Here is a 19,933-nt window from a genome sequence, read left to right on the forward strand (position 1 = left end):
TTCTGTGATGCACTAATTTCAATTCGAAAAGAAATAGACGAAGCATCTGCAGATGAACCCAACAATGTTTTGAAAAATGCTCCGCATACCATACATATGCTTACCGCTAACGAATGGAATTTACCGTATAGTCGTGAGAAAGCAGCTTATCCATTAAGCCATTTGCATGACAATAAGTTCTGGCCAAGTGTACGACGTGTAGATGAAGCTTACGGAGACAGGAACCTGATGTGTACCTGTCCTCCTACTGAAGAATATGCCGAAGTATAAGCCAGATAGCACTTTAGAAATAAAAACCTGTCAACTGGCAGGTTTTTTTTCGACCAAAAAGTTTTAAATTATAAATGTAGCTTAAGGCTATTTAATTAAATTGTGAAATATTTATAATCTCAGAGTCAGATGAATTTTAAAATTACCGGTACGGGAAGTTACATACCTAATGTTGTCACAAGAAATGCTGACTTTGAGCAACATGAATTTTTTAATCTCGACGGGAGTTCTTTTCCTCAGGACAATCCAACTACGATTCGCAAATTTAAAGCTATTACCGGCATTGAAGAACGTAGGTATATTGAACCTGAATTGAATACTTCAGACATTGCAACTCTGGCTAGCAAAAAAGCTATAGAGGATGCTGGAATAGACCCTGAAACTCTTGATTATATCATAGTTGCTCATAATTATGGAGACGTTAAATCCAACACCGTTCAAAGCGATACCGTACCTAGTTTAGCTACCCGGGTCAAGGCAAAATTGAAGATTAGCAATCCTAAATGTGTAGGGTATGACATTCTCTTTGGCTGTCCAGGCTGGATCGAAGGTATGGTGCAGGCAAATGCATTTATTAAGGCTGGAATTGCGAAACGATGTCTGGTAATTGGTGCTGAAGCATTATCCAGGGTTGTAGATAGTCACGACAGAGATAGCATGATATTTTCTGATGGTGCCGGAGCAGCAATTTTAGAAGCTTCGGAAGAGACGGGAGGTATTCTATCTCATGAGTCGGCAACATTCTCATTGCAGGAATCTGAGTATATCTACTTCGGAAAATCCAATAACAGTAAATCTTCCGAAGATATTCGTTTTATAAAGATGAATGGCCGTAAGATCTACGAATTTGCCCTGGTCAACGTACCAAAAGCGATGAAAACCTGCCTGGAAAATAGCGGTAAATCTATCGAAGATCTTAAAACTGTTTTTATTCACCAGGCGAATGAGAAGATGGATGAAGCTATCATCAACAGGTTCTACAAATTACACGATATGCAAGCGCCTGAACATGTGATGCCTATGACCATCCACGAACTGGGAAATAGTAGTGTAGCTACTGTTCCAACTCTTCTGGACCTTGTACGTAAAGGTAAAATTGACCATCAAAAACTTGAGAAAGGTGACGTTGTAATGTTTGCCAGCGTTGGTGCAGGAATGAACATTAATGCGATCACTTACCAGGTATAATGTACGAACAAAGTTTCCCGGAAAAACGCTTTCAGAAAACACTGAAATTTTTAGAAAATCATATCTCCAGGGATGAACGAATTCTGGATCTGGGAGTTCCCAATCCGTTTTCAAAAATTATGGAAAAGGAGGGTTTTCTGGTAAATAATACCAAAGGAGAAGATCTGGACGACCATTTCAGGGCGGTTCAAACAAATTCTTATGATTGCGTTACGGCATTCGAAATCTTCGAACATCTACTCGCTCCATATAACATTCTGAAAGAGATCAAAGCTCCTAAACTTGTAGTAAGCGTTCCGTTAAAATTATGGTTTTCTCCGGCCTATCGTAGCAAGACCGATCCTTGGGACCGGCATTATCATGAATTTGAAAAATGGCAGTTTGACTGGTTGCTTGAAAAAAGTGGCTGGGAGATAAAAGACAGTATTCAATGGGCACATCCAGTGAAGAAAATTGGGTTACGCCCTATTCTTCGGAAGTTTACTCCAAGGTACTATGCAGTCTATGCTGAAAGAATCTAATACTCTATCTTAGCCACTTACTGAAATTTCCATTTCGTGAGAATCTATATTATTATCCCGGCACATAACGAAGCAAATATTATTGGCAGGACACTAGAGTCGCTGGCTGAGCAATCGTTGAAACCTGCGAAAATAATAGTTGTGGATGATAACTCTACAGATGCAACGCCAGAAATTGTCGAGGGTTTTGCTAAAAAATATAACTTTATAGATCTCGTTCAGAATGAATCTTCTGTAGAACATGCTCCTGGCAGTAAGGTTATCAATGCATTCTATCAGGGATTCTATCAATTAGACGATGATTTTGATATCATCTGTAAATTTGATGCTGACCTCATTTTTCCTGAAAATTACCTGCAGAGGATCGTTGAGATATTTGAAACGGAACCGGGTGTTGGAATGGCTGGAGGTTTTTGCAGTGTCCAGAGAAAGGACAAATGGATTCCCGAAAATCTTACAGGCAAGGATCACATTCGTGGCGCACTAAAAGCTTACAGCAAACATTGTTTTATACAAATTGGGGAACTTAAACCTGCCATGGGCTGGGATACAGCAGATGAACTTCTGGCTAGATTTCATGGATGGAAAGTTGTGACCGATGAAAATCTTCTGGTAAAACATCTTCGTCCCACTGGAATGAATTATTTTGAGCATTCTGGTCGCAAGCAAGGAGAGGCATTCTACAGACTTCGATATGGAATTGCTTTAAGCATGATCGCTTCAGCTAAACTTGCTGCTCTAAAGATGAATCCTTTCGCTTTTTTACATTATCTATCTGGTTTCTTTAATGCCAGAAAGAAAAAACGACCTTTTCTCGTATCCGAAGAAGAAGGCCGTTTTATTCGAAAATTGCGTTGGGACGCTATTAAAAATAAGTTTCTTTAAATTACATGTCCAACACTTCCTTTAAAGGTTTTCCCGTACTGGCATTTGGGAAAGCAATTCCCAGCATCGCTGAAATAGTAGGTGCAATATCTCTAATGTATGTTTTCTCGTAAGTTTCACCTTTGTTAATACCCTTTCCGAAGAAAAGAAGAGGCGCATGTGTGTCGTAAGCGAACCCACTTCCATGAGTCGTTCCCTTCTCAGGGTATACAATATAACCAGGATCGATTACAAATACCAGGTCTCCACTACGCTTTTGGTTATACCCATTCTGGATAAGTTCTCCAATTTGGTTTGAAAACGCACCGATCTGAAGTTCATGCCTCGTGAATACTCTAGATATTTTCTCCTGTTTCAATAAGAAATGAGACATTTTAGAAGTCACTTCTTCCACACTGAGATCTTCAGCTAATAATTCATCGTAATTCAGGAAGATCTGGCTGTTGCTTATATTTTTTATAAGACTATCATTTTTGAATGTTTCAGAAGAATATTTATTCAGTTTTTCCTTCATGGTTAATTCATCATAATAACCAGCTGGCACCTTTTTAGACCTTAGATAAGCAGGAACATCTACTCCACCATGATCTGCGGTTAGAAAAACCACATACTCCCCAGCGCCAACCTCAGCATCCAGAAATTGCAGAACATCGGCAATATTCTCATCCAATCTCATGTAGGTATCCTGAATTTCCTTACTATTCACTCCAAAGTTGTGGCCAACATAATCGGTACTGGAAAAACTAAGAGTAAGAACGTCTGTAATATTGTCCATTCCTAGTTCTTCACCTTTGATCGCAGCTTTAGCAAATTCGGCAGTAAGATCATTTCCGAAAGGTGTGGCCTTGATAAGATCATATTCGCCATTTGCTTTGGCCAGTGTTTTCAGGTCATAAGGGAAATCTGCAGTTTCTTTTCCGTCGAAACCAAACTCAAATTCATTACGGTCCACCCCACTTTGCTCATATGTTGTGATGTCCTTCAACGGCGCCCATTCTTTCAAATAAGACTTCGCGATACCAGAATCATTAAAATCCTTTACCCATTGAGGTAATTGCTCCATATAGTAAGAGCTTGTAATCCATTTCGCTTCATTCTTGCCATGAAACCAGTAAGCGGCATTTGCGGCATGACCTGCTGGAAGTATTGCTCCACGATCCTTTAAAGCTACCCCGATGGTTTTTCCCTTTCCCTGGGTTTGCAGCCTGTTCTCATCACCAAAAGTGGTAGATTTCATACGATGAGGCGACATTTTTCCAGCACGGTCTGTAGTTCCTATTGGATTCACATTATCATCACCGGCACAATAGACAAACGAATCTTCGAACTTGTTATACCAGTTATTTCCTATAATACCATGATTCGCTGGCGTCGTCCCAGTGAATACTGAAGCATGCCCGGGGCCGGTATAGGTAGGAACATAATTAAAATGATGATTTTTGAAGTTATAGCCATTATTGACCATTCTCTTAAATCCATTTTCACCAAATTGATCCCAGAATCGGGTTAGGTAATCATAGCGCATCTGGTCTACAACGATACCAACTACCAGCTTCGGTTTTTCTTTTGTGATCTGTGAACTAACAGGTTTAAAACTTATTAGCATCAGTAGCATGATCAAGCTTCGTTTCATTCTGTAAAAAATTAGTTTGAATTCCCAAAATTACTAAACTTGAAACGCTAAAGTTTAATTAAGCGTTAAATACTTTAGACCGAAAATTTAGTATTTTAGCTGGACAAAATTGAATTGATGACGTACCTGTACTCCATTGGGGAATACTTTATAATGCTCAAGGGAGTTTTTGGCAGAATGACCAAAGGCTCGGTTCTAAGAAATCTAATATTTAAGGAGATCAACGAGCTTATTATGGGCTCTATGGGAATTGTAGCATTCCTGTCTTTTTTCATAGGAGCGGTTGTTGCTATTCAAACAGCTTTAAACCTCAACAATCCATTAATCCCAAAATCACTGGTAGCCTTCGCGGCAAGACAGTCGATTATCCTGGAATTCGCTCCAACATTTATTTCTATTATTATGGCTGGTAAAGTTGGATCCTTTATCACTTCCAGTATAGGATCCATGCGCGTTACAGAGCAAATCGATGCTCTTGAGGTTATGGGAATCAACTCAAAGAATTATTTGATATTCCCCAAGGTTATTGCCATGTTAACGTACCCATTTGTTATAGCTATATCGATGTTTCTGGGGATTGCGGGTGCTTATACTGCGGCTGTTTATGGTGGATTTGTTACGAGTGATCAGTTTCTAACTGGTTTACAGGATGACTTTATAGGCTTTCATCTTACCTATGCTTTTATAAAAACAATATTATTTGCATTCATTCTGGCCACAGTTCCGGCTTATCATGGTTATTTCATGAAAGGAGGAGCGCTTGAAGTTGGAGAAGCTTCTACTACCTCTTTCGTTTGGACGAGTGTAGTTTTGATCATTACCAACTACGTTATAACACAACTTTTATTAAGCTAGCAGATGATACAGGTAAAGGATTTACATAAGGGTTTTAACGGTCAGGAAGTATTAAAAGGTATTGACTATCAATTTGAGCGCGGTAAAACGAACCTTATCATCGGTCAATCTGGGTCTGGGAAAAGTGTTTTTCTGAAGTGTATGCTTGGATTGTTCAAACCAGATCAAGGAACCATTGAATACGATGGAAAGCCTTACTCCACATTCTCAGATCAGGAACAGCGTGAACTTAGAACCGAAATTGGAATGTTGTTTCAGGGCGGTGCCTTGTTCGACTCCATGACGGTTGCTGAAAATGTGATGTTTCCATTACGAATGTTCACTAACCAGAAAAGATCTGAAATGAAAGATCGGGTTACTGAAGTACTGGAACGTGTCAACCTGGACGGAAGTGAAAACAAAATGCCTTCAGAAATTAGTGGAGGGATGCAGAAAAGGGTAGCGATTGCCAGAGCAATAGTCAATAAACCTAAATATCTTTTCTGCGATGAACCAAACTCGGGTCTGGATCCACAGACAGCAACTGTTATTGATAATCTAATACAGCAGCTGACTCATGAAAATGATATTACTACTGTCTTGATTACTCACGACATGAACTCTGTTCTTGAAATTGGAGAAAAGATAGCATTTCTCAAAGACGGACTCCTTGCATGGAAAGGAACAAAGGAGGAAATTTTTACTACAGAGGATAAAACAGTAACTGACTTTGTCTATTCATCAAACCTATTTAAGAAGGTTCGCGAAGCTCAGCTAAAAGGACACTAGAAACTAAAACATAGTTATAGAACTTTTTAGCCTTGTTAAAAAGTGGGGCTATCACTAGTTGCGTGAGTAAAAAAGCTTACTTAGGAGACTAATTATATTCCTAAAATTTCAATAACATTTTATCAGCTTACCCTACATTGCGATGTCTCGATCCTTCTTGACGTCATGAACTATACTCTTTCCTTGAAGCATTTTTTATTTAAAAGTCTGACGTGCTTATTCTTTTGCCTTTTCAAAAGACTCTTTTCTAAACCTTGGATCAACATATCCGAAGAAACTTATCGTACTATCCTCTTTATGCACTAAAACAATAAACTTTTCACCCCTATTTAGATGCACATTTAGATTTTCTTCCTGGCCCTTTAATGGTTTTTCCTTCTCCAGAAAGTATTCATAGAATAGAATATTGGTTTTGGGAATATGATAGCTTCGCCTGTTTTCTATAACCCTTCCGGTTACTTCGTAAAAGTGCTTTGGGTTGTAATCTTCGTAGTCCAAATTTGTATTACTTTTTTCATCTGAGCAACTTGAGTTTAAAATCAAGCAGATCATTAGAAAGACAAAAGTCGGTATATTCCTAATTGAACTCATTTACACTTGCGTAGATTACCTAATAGTCGCCAATATCTTAATTTTAAGCTAAGGAAATTAAATAAAGAAGATTAGTAATAATTCTTGATCAGCGAACATTCTTAATCGCTACTGTATCTAATTTGAGCCTCACCTTCATCCACTGGCCAAATTTATCTTGCTGAACCTTCAACTTATCACCACGAAGATCTCTATCCCAGGTCACTGTGAATGTTGGAATTGTATCAGTCTTTTGGAAATTGGTCGTCATAAGATTAGAATACCCTATTTCTTTAATATCCTCGTAATTAATCTTGGCTTCCTTACTCAATTCAGTAAAACTGAATTTTTCTCCGCGATACTTGGACAACTCTTTTTCAAGAAGCTCAATTCTTTTGTCCTTGTTCGCCATCACTTCCTGATTCTTAACATAGAGATCTTCAAGAATACCGCTTCTTAACTGACTCGACAGCATATCCATATCCTGTGATTGATCTGCTCCTTGGTGGACTATCAGTTCAGCACCTGCCAGTGCTTCAATTTCCTTCATCTGGCTCTTCCAGGTTTCAATCGTAGCATTCGGAACAGGGTTCCCTATAAAATATATATCAATTTCCTTATCCTTAAAATCACTGGTGTTTTTTATAATCTCAGCTCCATTATATCGAAGGTTGTTTGCAATAAATTCTTCAGCTTTACTATGGTAAACCTGCTCTCTTAGAAGCTTAACGAATAGAACAACACTTGGGATCATCACGATAATGGCAATAGTGGAAGCAATCTGCGCGATTCTTTTCCTTCGCTTGCTATTCGCATAACGTACCAATGGAAAACCAAGTAATTTAGCTACTACAAATGTTGATAAAGCTATGAATACAGCATTAATTGAAAATAAGTACAACGCACCAAGTGCATATTCCCATTTAGCATTGGCTATACCATATCCTACAGTACATAGTGGTGGCATTAAAGCTGTAGCAATCGCAACTCCAAGAATAACACTCGCGATAGTTCCTCTTTTGGTCTTCGCTACTATTAACGCAAGTCCACCAAAAATCGCTACAAGTACATCCAGTATAGTTGGATATGTTCTTGCTACAAGTTCTGGTGTTTCGTTCTTTACAGGTGAGATAAAGAAGTAAACAGTGGCAGTTAAAACACTAAGTCCTACCATTATTCCTAGATTGACGAACGAACGTCTTAGTGTATCCACATCGTTAATAGCTACGGCCATCCCAATTCCAACAATAGGACCCATTAAGGGAGAAATAAGCATGGCACCTATTACTACTGCTGTGCTGCTTACATTTAAACCAATAGAAGCTACAAAAATGGAGAATATCAGGATCCAGGCATTATGACCTTTAAAGGATATATCCTTCTGCACGGCTTCTACCGTCGATTCTCTATCGGTATCCGGACGTATATCCAGCAATCGGCTTAGGAAATTTCGCGCCTGGCTTCTTATCTGCTTTGCGTCTTTACTGAGATTTTCCGAAAGCTTATCTTTCGGTTCTTCTTTGGGAGCTTGCTGTTCCTGCATCTTAACCTAATTCATCACCGTAATTCTCCATAACATTCTGTCGCCATTCCTTAATTTGCTGCTCGTTAGATTTTGGTATGATCATTAGGACATCTTTATCCTCCACGATAATGTAGTTGTCAAGTCCCTGTACCACTACCAATTTGTTACTTTCAGTGGAAATTATGTTGTTATGAGAGTTTTCTGAAAGCATCCTGGCTTTGATCAAGGTATTCCCATACTCATCTTTTGGAAGTTCAGACTGGACAGAAGACCAGGTCCCCAGGTCGTTCCAGTCAAAACTAGCAGGGATCATATATACTTTATCCGACTTTTCCATGATGCCGTAATCAATAGAAATATTAGCTGCCAGGTGATAATTCTCCTTTATAAATTGTTTTTCTTCCTTAGTATTCAAGAGTTTTTCGGCCTTCGCGAATAGATCGTACATTTCACGTAAGTGAGTTTTAAAATTCTCAATGATCGTCTCCGCTCGCCATATAAAAATACCTGCATTCCAGGCGTAGTTCCCAGCATCCAAAAACTCCTGTGCTTTCTTCTCCCCTGGTTTTTCAGTAAAATTGATTACCGGCTTTACTTCAGCCTTTTCATCTTTATCATACTCTATATACCCATAACCTGTATTGGGGCTATTTGGCTGAATACCAAGTGTAATAAGTTTATCACTATTTTCTACCTCTAAAAAGGCCTTTTCTAAAGCTGTAATAAAATCCGCTTCTTCCTTGATCCAATGGTCACTTGGAGCAACCACGATACTGGCATCTGGATTTTTATTGTAGATCTTCATGGATCCCAGTAAAATGCTGGGTGCAGTATTTCTCATAGTTGGTTCTGCAACGATCTGATCATCGTGGATCGAACTAATCTGTTCCTTGATCAAATCTACGTAATCTTCATTGGTTAGCACGTAGATGTTTTCCTGCGGAATTAATCTCGACAGTCTTTTAAAAGTGGTTTGAAATAGAGTTTCGCCTACAGCGAGTATATCCAGAAATTGCTTGGGTGAAGATTTCTTGCTGGCAGGCCAGAACCTGGAACCGACTCCACCGGCCATAAGAATAGCGTAATAATTGTCTTTTTTGGTTCCAGTCATGTTTAAACTTTTAGCAGTTGTACTTCAGCATTAGGCTGAAACAAATATATGCGTCCGGTATCAATTTCCAGACATTCAAATCTTTTTACTTTTCTAGCCCCTTTCTTAAAAGTTTTTCCATTATGAATTCTGAAAATACTTCCGGAAGGGATCTCAAAGACATAATTCTTATCATTCTCGGGATCATAACTTTTTAATGCTACGGAAAGATGCGCATCTGTATCACTGGATGCCTTAGGATTTCTGAAGTGATTCGCTATCACCGGCAATAAAGAACCTGGAAAAACCTCAGGTCTGATAAAAGGCAACATCAAACTTCTAAAACAATGTTTCCACTCCTGCCCATGTGGCTTAATACTTCTTCCATATTTTTCGAAAGCTACCAGGTGCGCGATCTCGTGCACGGTCGTAATTAGAAACCTATATTTATTCAAATTAGAATTGATGGTGATTTGCTGAGAGCCATCTGGCATTCTACGGTAATCACCATGTCTCGTCACTCTTTCGTTTACGATCTTCAAATGAACCGAATGTAACCTGATCATTTCAGAGATAGGTTCTACAGCGTTAGCCGGAAGATATTTTGAAAGAATTTCTCGCATAATTTATGGAGTACTATTAGAAACCTGCAAAATTTTACCATTATAAAACTGCTGACCATTCTGACTAAAATCGGCTATATACTTCGCCATTTTTTCAGCAGAAACCGGTGCCTCGTAACCAGGAAAAGCTTCTTCAAGCATTTCAGTTTGAACAGCACCCAGTGCAAGAACGTTAAAGGCCGGACCATTCTCTTTGTATTCTTCAGCAAGTAACTCTGTAAGCGTAATAATTGCACCTTTACTAGAACTATAGGCAGCAAGTCCCGGAAACTTGATACTTCCCTGTATTCCGCCCATACTACTTACATTCACGACATGACCTCCAGCACTCATAAATGGTAATAACTGGCGGGTAAGCTCTGCCAAACCTATCACATTCACTTTGTATACTTCTGAAAAATCTTCCATAGTAGATTCAGCAAAAGGTTTATTTAAAAGTGTTCCTGCATTATTTATTAGAATATCAACATTTGAGTCCCAGTTTTCAGCGATCCATTTACCAACACTTTCAATTTCAGAAATACTGGTAATATCGAATGCGAGCGCATTCACTTTATCAAGGCTTAGATTTTTGACAGGTTCATCATTTCTGGAAAGTGCCAGTACTTCGTGACCTTGTTCTGCAAAGATCTTTACCATTTCAAATCCAATTCCACGACTGGTTCCGGTAATCACAATTTTACTCATTACTCGTCATTTTAATTTCTTTCTCTTCAGAATTTGCCATTTTTGTAAGCCCTGGGATCAAAGCACTGATAAGCTCAGACATAAATTCAGGATCAAGTTTTTCAGCTTCATCATCTACGTGATGGTAGTAATTATAATTTGAAAAATCGAATGTAGAAACAGTTTGTGATGGCACACCAAAGGTTTCGTAGAATGGATAGTTGTCGCTACGTTTGAATAAACTCATTTGCTGCGCCTGAGGCAGGAATCCAAGCACTTTCTCTCCATTAGAATATTCATTGAATTTTTCAGCCAGATTGGATTTTTCAAATCCGGTAAGATAAGCCTGATAATCCTTGGCTTTCATTGGAACCCCAATCATTTCTATATTAAACATGACATAAAGATCAAGCTCTTCAGACTTCAATCTATTAGCAAGATGTTTTGATCCTACTAATCCCATCTCTTCCGCAGAAAATAATGTAAACAGGACGCTTCTCTTATTATTTTTCAGCTTAGCGAACTCTTTTGCCAGCGCTAAAACTGCAACGGTTCCAGCAGCATTATCATTAGCACCATTGGCTATAGCATCTCCATCGACCGGTTTTCCTTCCCCAATATGGTCGTAATGAGCTCCTATCACGATAAACTCATTTTTGAGCTTTTCGTCGCTTCCCTCAAGGTATCCTACTATATTAAATCCATCAGTATTTTTAACCTGAAAGCTATCACGGTAAGTTTCAAAATAAGGTTTGATTCCGGCGCTTTCAAATTCTTTTTCTATAAAACTGGCAGCCTCTTCGATTCCGGCTGTACCGGTCTTTCTCCCCAATAAATCATCAGAACTTAAGTATTCCAGATGTTCAGCAACCTCTTTACTGTCTATAACATTCTCAGTAGTTTGCGCATTACAGGATAACAATCCTGCAACTGCCAATGTCAAACCTACTATTTTACCTTTATATGTAATATTTCTCATAAAGCTAAAGATAAAAAAATCCCGCAATTATGCGGGATTCAAATATAGTTATGACGGCTAAACTTATGCCAGCATCGTCACTGGGTTTTCCATATATGTTTTTAGAGTTTGCAGGAACTGAGCTCCCGTTGCTCCATCTACTGTACGGTGATCACAAGCAAGGGTAAGTTTCATTGTGTTACCAACTACGATCTCACCATTTCTAACTACAGGCTTCTCTACAATCGTTCCAACAGAAAGAATTGCTGAGTTTGGCTGATTAATAATGCTTGTAAATTCTACAATCCCGAACATTCCAAGATTAGAAACAGTAAAGGTACTTCCTTCCATTTCGGCTGGTTGTATCTTTTTATTTCTAGCTTTTCCGGCAAGATCTTTCACATTACCTCCAATTTGAGTTAGTGACATTTGATCAGCGAACTTAAGTACTGGTACTACCAATCCTTCATCGACCGCAACCGCAACTCCCATATGAATATGGTTTGCAAGCTTCATCGTATCACCTGTCCACTGACTATTCACCTGCGGGTGCTTTCTTAAGGCCATCGCCGAAGCTTTGATCACCATATCATTGAAAGACACCTTAACATCAGGCATCTCGTTGATATGCTTGCGTGAAGCCATCGCGTTCGCCATGTCCACTTCTATCGTAAGATAGTAATGTGGTGCTGTAAATTTAGACTCTCCAAGTCTTTTGGCGATCGTTTTACGCATTGGAGAGTTTTTACGCTCCTCATAGCTTTCCTCACCTGCTGGAGTGTATGGCTGTACTGAAGCAGTAGTTTCTTTTGAAGAATCTGATTTTGCTTCTGTAGCAGCTTCCTTCTTTTCAGCTCCTTTAAAGTTTTCGATATCTTTTTTAACGATTCTTCCATTCTCTCCAGAACCATCTACATCTGCAAGATCGATTCCTTTATCTTCGGCCATTTTCTTAGCCAGAGGGGAAGCAAAAATTCGTTTTCCATCGTTAGATGCAGAAGAATCACTCGATTTCTTATCTTCTTTTTCCTCCTTATCTGAATCTTTCGATTCGTTTTTTTGTTTTTCTTCGGAAGAATCTGAAGATTTCTTCTTGGCTGAAGTGTCTGTAGAACCATCAATGCCAGAAACATCTGTTCCTTCAGGTCCAATAATAGCTAGTAAGCTATCAACTTTGGCAGATTCACCTTCCTGGATACCGATCTTTAGAAGTGTTCCTTCATAGAAAGATTCGAATTCCATTGTTGCTTTATCTGTTTCGATTTCAGCAAGAATATCGCCTTCTTCTACTTTATCTCCTTCCTGCTTCAGCCAGGCTGCAACAGTTCCTTCTTCCATTGTATCACTAAGTCGTGGCATTTTCACCACCTCAACTCCTTCAGGAATACCTCCTGAAGAATCAGAATCATCAGAAGAGTCGTTATCTGAATCAGATTTACTCTCTTCCTTATCCTTTTTATCTTTTTTCTTCTCTTCGGAATCATCATCTGAAGAATCTTTAGCTTCTTCTTTATCTTCCGAAGAATCTGAAGATTTTCCACCACCTTTAATAAGGTCTGAAATATCTTCCCCTTCTTCTCCAATAATTGCCAGAAGCTCGTCAACTGGTGCGCCGTCTCCTTCTTCAACACCTATATGAAGCAAAGTACCATCATAGAAAGATTCAAACTCCATCGTCGCCTTATCGGTCTCGATCTCTGCAAGAATATCTCCCTCTTCTACTTTATCTCCTTTTTTCTTTAACCACTTTGCAACGGTACCCTCTTCCATGGTATCGCTCAAACGCGGCATTTTGATAACTTCTGCCATAGCTTAATCTAATTTATGTGCTAGAAATGGATAATCCTCCTGTTCGTAAACAACATCGTACATGATGTTCTTATCTGGGAAATCTGACTCATCTGCGAATTTCTCACATTCTGCCACTCTTTCCTTTACTCGCTTATCGATCTCCTTGATCTCTTTATCTGAAGCGTATTTTTTATCCTGTATGATCTTCTTCACCTTGGTGATTGGATCTAATTTTTGATAATCGGCTACCTCATCCTTGGTTCTGTACTTTTGAGCATCACTCATTGAATGACCTCTGTATCGGTAGGTTTTCAACTCAAGGAAAGTTGGACCGTCCCCTTTACGGGCGCGTGTGATCGCTTCATCCAAAGCTTCAGCAACCTTTACTGGATCCATAGCGTCTACAGGACCACATGGCATTTCGTAACCATTACCTAACTTCCAGATCTCTGTATCTTTAGAAGTACGAGCTACAGATGTTCCCATCGCGTATCCGTTATTTTCTACACAAAATACTACTGGAAGGTTCCAGTTTACAGCCATATTAAGTGTTTCATGAAGAGAACCCTGTCTAACAGCACCATCCCCCATAAAAGTTAGGGTTACGTTGTCCCTCTTGTGATATTTATCTGCAAATGCTAAACCGGCTCCTAGTGGAATTTGACCACCAACGATCCCGTGACCTCCGTAGAACCTATGTTCTTTAGCGAAAATATGCATAGAACCACCAAGTCCCATGGATGTACCTGTCTTCTTACCGTAAAGCTCTGCCATTACCTTTTTTGGGTCCACACCCATACCTATTGGCTGAACGTGATTTCGGTAAGCAGTGATCATACGATCTTTCTCAAGATCCATCGCATGTAATGCTCCGGCTAAAATTGCTTCCTGCCCGTTATATAAATGTAAAAATCCTCTAACTTTCTGTTGAATATAAACCTGCGCAAGCTTGTCTTCAAATTTACGCCAGAACAACATATCCTCGTACCACTTTAAGTATGTGGCTTTTGTAATTTTCTTCATCTAAAATTTATATTTAAAAGGCCAGACAGATTGGTTTTGCCGAGCGGATAACAAAAATACTATTTTCAACAAGAAACGAAAACAGTTTTAAAGCAAAAAATTACGAAAACCTTATAGACAATTACTGTCGAAAACTAAAGGTAGAATCTCTACGACCGATGCTGCTTTCATCACTTCTCCGGTTTCACCCATAAAATACAGCTCGATAGCTTCCTTTTGCTTCACTTCGTATTCTACCAACGCCTGCCTGCAAGCTCCGCAAGGTGGGACTGGCTTGGTAATTTCCTGGTTCAAAGAACGGGCAGTAATTGCGATCTTCAGGATTTTGGACTTAGGAAACTTCGCTCCAGCATAATAAACTGCGGTTCTTTCAGCACAAAGACCAGAGGGATAGGATGCATTTTCCTGATTGCTTCCCACGACTACCTCACCATTGTCAAGTAAGATTGCTGCACCTACTTTAAATTTCGAGTATGGTGCATATGCCTTGTCTCTTACTTCAACAGCCTGTTTCATAAGACCCTGTAATTCTTCGGAAAGCTCCTGGACAGAATCATATATTTCGAGACTGGTAGTAATATCTAATTTTTTCATTAGTGATTATTAAAGACAACAAAATCGGAAACCCAAAGGATTCCCGATTTGCTTATAATTTAAAATGTTCTTTTTAATTATTGAAAGTATCGCCGAAGTTATAGCTTAAACCGAATCTAAGTGTCCCTTCCAGCGGACTAGGCACTGTAGAGGTCGAGAACAAATAAGATGCATCAATAACTACAGATTCGTAAGCAAAGCCAGCTCCAAGTGCGAAGAATTTTCTAAAACCTTTTTGATCACTTTCATTGAAATAACCTGCTCTCAAAGCAAATTTTTCCTGATACCAATATTCTGCTCCTACTGCAACTGTCACTTCTTTCAATTCTTCTGAAAAACCATCCGGAGCATCTCCAAAGGATTCGAAAATACCACCAATTGAACTGGTTTCATTATAAATAAGATCGTCTTCAGCAGTTATTTGTCCGTCACCATCAAAATCCTGCGGAGTTGGAACCAGAAGTTTATTGAATTCTACATAGGTCCCTAACTTATTATCTGCATCGAAAATAAAATCGAAACCAGCTCCAAGTTTTAAATTGGTTGGAATAAAGTTTTCCTGTCCCGCATCGTCATATTTCATTTTAGGCCCGATGTTCGCAATGTTTGCACCTAATCTCCATTGTCCATCAAAACCTGCGAAGGTAAGATTTGCGCTTTGGTAGTAAGCTGCCACATCTACTCCAAAAGTAGAGGCTGCACCAAGATCTTCATTATCCTGTAAACCAAGATCAGATCTTAAATACCGGCCGGCTACAGCCATGGAAATATAATCACTTAGCTTTAAGGAATAAGAAACATCAAAAGTGAGTTCGTTTGGATTTACCAGGATTGGCATCTGCTCAAAGATTTCCCTGGTTTCGATGGAACCAAGACTAAAATATCTTAGCGAGGCTGCAGCCGCACTTCTATCATCTATCTTATGAAAATAGTTCAAGCTACCAAGAAAGATATCATTCACAATCTCACTAAGGTAAGGCGTATAAGAAACAGAAACTCCGTTTTCACTGGTTGCGAAAGCATACTTTGCCGGATTCCATTGTTGAGAGAAAACATCTGGAGAAGTAGCTACCCCCTGGTCTCCCATCCCCGCAGCTCTGGCATCTGCCGCTACAAGCAAAAAGGGAACAGCCGTAGTTATCACACGATCCCCACTATCCTCCTGTGCAAATATTGAAAAGTCGACAAAAAATATAGTCGCGATCAATAAGATTGTAGTTTTTTTCATTTTCCTTATGAATGAATGATAAACAAATATATAGTAATATTCCTGTTAAGAAAGCACCATTTAGCTAAAATGCCTTAGATAGGGGTCGAACTGAAGCTTTCGTGAGATAACTAAACCTTAAATAGTTATAACTCAATATACATCCATTTATTGCAAATTTTTGACATAAATTGAAATTGCTTAATGAAATTATATGCATCACTACAATTTTTCAGGTTTCCATCCGTTTTTGAAAGAAGATATTCATCCAAACCTAACAGCCTAGTAACTAAGCTTCTATAAATCAATGTTACCTATATCTATATCAGGCAGTTATAGCTTTCAGGAAGCTTTTAGAATTAACAAAATAATCTTGTACTTTTATCGTTAATTAGTATATTGCAAAGCCTAATTTTCTATCATTTAAGAAGGGAATACTATGAAATTGAATGTAGCTTTTAAAGCCGTAATTGCTGTGGTTTGTGGCGTAAGCTTACTGAGCTGTAATAAATCGAACAATTACAAAAATACCTCAAGAGCAACCGGTTGGGATATCAATTCTGACGAAGGTGGCTTTCAATACAATACAGATTACGAAGAGCAGGATGCTGCACCAGGTCTTGTATTTGTAGAAGGAGGAACTTATACAATGGGACGCGTAGCAGATGATCCTATGCACGATTGGAATAACACTCCAACTCAACAACACGTGCAGTCATTCTACATGGATGAAACTGAAGTTACCAATAAAATGTATCTGGAATATCTGGATTGGTTAAGAAAAGTTTTCCCACCAAGTGAAGAGAATTACAAAAACATATACACCGGTGCTTTACCAGATACTCTTGTTTGGAGAAACCGCTTAGGGTATAATGAAACCATGGTTACCAACTATCTTCGTCACCCGGCGTATGCTGAATACCCGGTAGTAGGTGTAAGCTGGATACAGGCTGTCGAATTTAGCAAATGGAGAACAGACCGTGTAAACGAAAGCAATCTCGAAAAAGAAGGTTTTATAAAAGAGGGTGCAAGATATACAGATGTAGCAGCAGGTACAACTTTCAATACCGATACGTATATTCATTCACCTAGCAAAGCTTACGGAGGTAATACAGAGATTAGCCAGGGTGGAGACGAATCTCAAGACAGACTTTCTGAAACCAACGAAGCAGGTAATCCTATCAAAAAAGTTTATCCAGGTCGCGAAAGTGGTTTGATATATCCGGAATACAGACTTCCAACGGAAGCAGAATGGGAATATGCAGCGCTGGGTCTTACCGGAATCAGAAGCTATAACACCTATCGTGGACGTAAGAAATATCCATGGGACGGACAGTATACCAGAAATGGTGATGTAAAGAAAATGGGAGATCAGCTGGCTAACTTTAAGCAAGGTGATGGTGACTATGGCGGAATTGCCGGATGGAGCGATGATGGAGCTGATATTACTGCTGAAGTGAAATCCTATGAACCTAACGATTTTGGTCTATATGATATGGCTGGAAACGTTTCTGAGTGGGTAGCTGATGTTTACAGACCTATAGTAGATGATGAATTCAATGATTTCAACTACTACCGTGGTAACGTTTACACTAAACACGCTATTAATGAAGATGGTTCAGTTAAAGTTGTAGGGACTGATGACGTTGTATATGACACTTTAAGTAACGGGAAACTTGTGGCAAGAAACCTTCCAGGTGAAATTGCACAGGTTGCAGTTACTGAAGAGGATACTTATATGAGAACTAACTTTACAGATAGTGACCAGAGAAACTTCCGTGATGGCGATAAGAGTTCCAGCAGATATTACCAGGCATTTCAGCAAGATGATGAAGATCCTAACAAGAGAATGTACAACTCTCCCAAGTATGACAACTTCACTTATGCTGATAGTAGTTCTGATGCTTCTTTATCTAAAAGGGGGTACGACACAGAGAAAAGAACAACGCTCGTTAGCGACGAAGTAAGGGTATACAAAGGCGGTAGCTGGAGAGATCGTGCTTACTGGCTGGATCCGGCACAAAGAAGATATTTCCCGCAGGATATGGCAACAGACTATATTGGTTTTAGAAACGCTATGTCCAGAGTTGGTTCGAAGTCTCTTAATGACGATAAAACTGCAAGAAGCAACTAGACTTCTCAGCATAAAATAAACTTAAAGCCCTAACTTGTTTAGGGCTTTTTTTATAGATTTATTTTATGAATACAGCCAGACTACACCAACGCTTCCTATTATGCAGTGGAGCAAACACAGATACCAGAAAAATCAAACAAGGTTCCATGTACTTCGCTCTTAAAGGCGAAAACTTCGACGGAAACCTATTTGCAGCAGACGCACTTGCTGCAGGCGCACGTTATGTGGTTGTTGATGATAAATTGGTGGCGGAGTCCAGTGAACAATACATACTAGTAAAGAACGTACTCGAATCATTACAAAAGCTCGCACTGTTCCATAGGAATTATTTAGGCATTCCAATCCTGGCAATCACTGGAAGTAACGGTAAAACGACCACCAAAGAATTGATCAACGCCGTACTTTCCAGAAAATTTAAAACCATTGCTACACACGGTAATCTAAATAATCATATTGGAGTGCCACTCACCTTGCTCTCCATGGATCAGCAAACTGAATTCGGGATTGTTGAAATGGGTGCAAACCATCCGTTAGAGATTGCCTTTCTGTGCACTATCGCAAATCCAGATTATGGATATATCACAAACTTTGGCAAAGCCCATTTGGAAGGATTCGGTAGCCTTGAAGGCGTTGTAAAAGCAAAGACCGAACTTTACCATCATCTGCAGGAAGAGACCAAACTCATATTTCTTAATCTGGACGACGAAGTACAACAAAAACACAGAAATTATAAACACACATTTGCATTTGGAGAACATCCGGAATCTGAAGTTCAGGTAAAATATCTGGACGGTGAGAAATACGCCGGCGTACATTATAATCAAACAGACTTCATTAGTAAACTTACAGGTAATTATAATGGTCGGAATATGGCAGCTGCCTTGTGCATAGGGCTATACTTTAAAGTCCCTTTTGATGAAATAGAAAAGGCGATTGCCGCATATTCACCAGATAATAATAGATCAGAGATGATCGAAGCAGGAAGCAATACCATCATTTTAGACGCTTACAACGCAAACCCAACTAGTATGCAGGCAGCACTGCAAAACTTTTCTAGTCTAAAAACAGATAAACAAAAAATAGCCATTCTTGGAGATATGTTCGAATTAGGGAGTTCTGCGCCGGTAGAGCATCAAACGATCATTACAGATGCCGAAAACGGGAACCTGACCGAGATCTACTTGCTTGGAGACAATTTTAATCTAACTGAAACCTCCAGCAGCTTTACTTTTAAATTCAAGTCGATGGAAGCCTTGAAAAATCATTTAGAAGAAACAAATTTTAAAAACTGTTATTTTTTGATCAAGGGGTCAAGAGGAATGGCTCTCGAAAGAGTCCTGGAAAATATTCCGGCAAAAAAGTCGAGCAGCAGGCTTAGTTGAAATAGTTCATAATCTAGCGTAAAGCGGCATCATCTATTCGAAAGGAGCTAAGACTGTATACTAATTTAGGTTAGATTCGCACTATGATAAAGAAACAATACAAAATTCTGATATCAGCTTTAAGCATCACGGTCATAGCATTAATCATTTTGATTAGCACCTTGCTTTCGTAAAGCTGTAAAACAAAATACGTAAATAAAAGGTTCCTTCGGGAACCTTTTTCAGTTTAAAAAGAATTAAATGGTGAGTG

General features: G+C 39.1%; 19 protein-coding genes. 8 read left to right on the top strand and 11 right to left on the bottom strand.

Annotated elements, in window-relative coordinates:
• From ACNI3T_RS04685 to ACNI3T_RS04700, 4 genes are all read left to right on the top strand, one after another.
• Window positions 1-270: hypothetical protein (locus ACNI3T_RS04685; RefSeq protein ID WP_418226819.1), on the top strand; the 270-nt coding region annotated here is incomplete at its 5' end.
• 129 nt (window positions 271-399) lie between these two features.
• The gene (locus ACNI3T_RS04690) at window positions 400-1,458 is read left to right on the top strand and encodes a 3-oxoacyl-ACP synthase III family protein (protein ID WP_418226820.1); all 1,059 of its coding nucleotides are present in this window, start codon (window positions 400-402) and stop codon (window positions 1,456-1,458) included.
• A complete protein-coding gene (locus ACNI3T_RS04695; RefSeq protein WP_418226821.1) occupies window positions 1,458-1,979 on the top strand; it encodes a class I SAM-dependent methyltransferase in 522 nt (173 codons plus the stop codon). Before ACNI3T_RS04690 ends, ACNI3T_RS04695 begins: the two co-directional genes overlap by 1 nt.
• Before the next feature lie 36 nt (window positions 1,980-2,015).
• Entirely contained in the window at window positions 2,016-2,864 is an 849-nt protein-coding gene (locus tag ACNI3T_RS04700; RefSeq protein WP_418226822.1) for a glycosyltransferase family 2 protein, read from the top strand.
• Between the two features lies 1 nt (window position 2,865).
• On the opposite strand, the gene pafA is transcribed toward ACNI3T_RS04700, so the two are convergent.
• Entirely contained in the window at window positions 2,866-4,497 is a 1,632-nt protein-coding gene (pafA, locus tag ACNI3T_RS04705; RefSeq protein WP_418226823.1) for an alkaline phosphatase PafA, read from the bottom strand.
• 117 nt (window positions 4,498-4,614) lie between these two features.
• Here pafA and ACNI3T_RS04710 point away from each other — a divergent pair, with 117 nt between their 5' ends.
• A complete protein-coding gene (locus ACNI3T_RS04710; protein ID WP_322301911.1) occupies window positions 4,615-5,352 on the top strand; it encodes an MlaE family ABC transporter permease in 738 nt (245 codons plus the stop codon).
• A gap of 3 nt (window positions 5,353-5,355) precedes the next feature.
• Window positions 5,356-6,120 (top strand): ABC transporter ATP-binding protein, encoded by a 765-nt coding sequence (locus tag ACNI3T_RS04715; RefSeq protein WP_322301910.1) that lies wholly within the window; start codon window positions 5,356-5,358, stop codon window positions 6,118-6,120.
• Between the two features lie 216 nt (window positions 6,121-6,336).
• Here the strand turns inward: ACNI3T_RS04715 and ACNI3T_RS04720 are convergent, their stop codons facing one another.
• The 10 genes from ACNI3T_RS04720 to porV form a co-directional block, all read right to left on the bottom strand.
• Window positions 6,337-6,618 (bottom strand): hypothetical protein, encoded by a 282-nt coding sequence (locus ACNI3T_RS04720; protein ID WP_418226824.1) that lies wholly within the window; start codon window positions 6,616-6,618, stop codon window positions 6,337-6,339.
• A 181-nt stretch (window positions 6,619-6,799) separates the two neighbouring features.
• Window positions 6,800-8,233 (bottom strand): DUF389 domain-containing protein, encoded by a 1,434-nt coding sequence (locus ACNI3T_RS04725; RefSeq protein WP_418226825.1) that lies wholly within the window; start codon window positions 8,231-8,233, stop codon window positions 6,800-6,802.
• A 1-nt stretch (window position 8,234) separates the two neighbouring features.
• On the bottom strand, window positions 8,235-9,326 hold the full coding sequence (locus ACNI3T_RS04730) for a mannose-1-phosphate guanylyltransferase (protein ID WP_418226826.1): 1,092 nt from the start codon (window positions 9,324-9,326) through the stop codon (window positions 8,235-8,237).
• A 2-nt stretch (window positions 9,327-9,328) separates the two neighbouring features.
• Complete coding sequence (locus ACNI3T_RS04735; protein ID WP_418226827.1) at window positions 9,329-9,928, bottom strand: SprT-like domain-containing protein; 600 nt, start codon at window positions 9,926-9,928, stop codon at window positions 9,329-9,331.
• Window positions 9,929-9,931: 3 nt separating this feature from the next.
• Entirely contained in the window at window positions 9,932-10,615 is a 684-nt protein-coding gene (locus ACNI3T_RS04740; RefSeq protein WP_418226828.1) for an SDR family NAD(P)-dependent oxidoreductase, read from the bottom strand.
• Entirely contained in the window at window positions 10,608-11,573 is a 966-nt protein-coding gene (locus ACNI3T_RS04745) for a M28 family metallopeptidase (protein WP_418226829.1), read from the bottom strand. Before ACNI3T_RS04745 ends, ACNI3T_RS04740 begins: the two co-directional genes overlap by 8 nt.
• A 63-nt stretch (window positions 11,574-11,636) precedes the next feature.
• Complete coding sequence (locus tag ACNI3T_RS04750; protein WP_418226830.1) at window positions 11,637-13,361, bottom strand: pyruvate dehydrogenase complex dihydrolipoamide acetyltransferase; 1,725 nt, start codon at window positions 13,359-13,361, stop codon at window positions 11,637-11,639.
• 3 nt (window positions 13,362-13,364) lie between these two features.
• Entirely contained in the window at window positions 13,365-14,366 is a 1,002-nt protein-coding gene (gene pdhA / locus ACNI3T_RS04755; protein ID WP_141876794.1) for a pyruvate dehydrogenase (acetyl-transferring) E1 component subunit alpha, read from the bottom strand.
• Window positions 14,367-14,477: 111 nt separating this feature from the next.
• On the bottom strand, window positions 14,478-14,960 hold the full coding sequence (cdd, locus tag ACNI3T_RS04760) for a cytidine deaminase (RefSeq protein WP_418226831.1): 483 nt from the start codon (window positions 14,958-14,960) through the stop codon (window positions 14,478-14,480).
• 73 nt (window positions 14,961-15,033) lie between these two features.
• On the bottom strand, window positions 15,034-16,188 hold the full coding sequence (porV, locus tag ACNI3T_RS04765; RefSeq protein WP_418226832.1) for a type IX secretion system outer membrane channel protein PorV: 1,155 nt from the start codon (window positions 16,186-16,188) through the stop codon (window positions 15,034-15,036).
• 418 nt (window positions 16,189-16,606) lie between these two features.
• On the opposite strand from porV, the gene gldJ reads away from it, so the two are divergent.
• Both gldJ and ACNI3T_RS04775 read left to right on the top strand, forming a co-directional pair.
• Entirely contained in the window at window positions 16,607-18,301 is a 1,695-nt protein-coding gene (gene gldJ / locus ACNI3T_RS04770) for a gliding motility lipoprotein GldJ (protein ID WP_418226833.1), read from the top strand.
• A gap of 65 nt (window positions 18,302-18,366) precedes the next feature.
• A complete protein-coding gene (locus ACNI3T_RS04775) occupies window positions 18,367-19,683 on the top strand; it encodes a UDP-N-acetylmuramoyl-tripeptide--D-alanyl-D-alanine ligase (RefSeq protein WP_418226834.1) in 1,317 nt (438 codons plus the stop codon).
• Window positions 19,684-19,933: the final 250 nt, after the last annotated feature.

It is taken from the genome of Christiangramia qingdaonensis (assembly GCF_048381525.1).
In the GTDB taxonomy this organism is placed as follows: domain Bacteria; phylum Bacteroidota; class Bacteroidia; order Flavobacteriales; family Flavobacteriaceae; genus Christiangramia.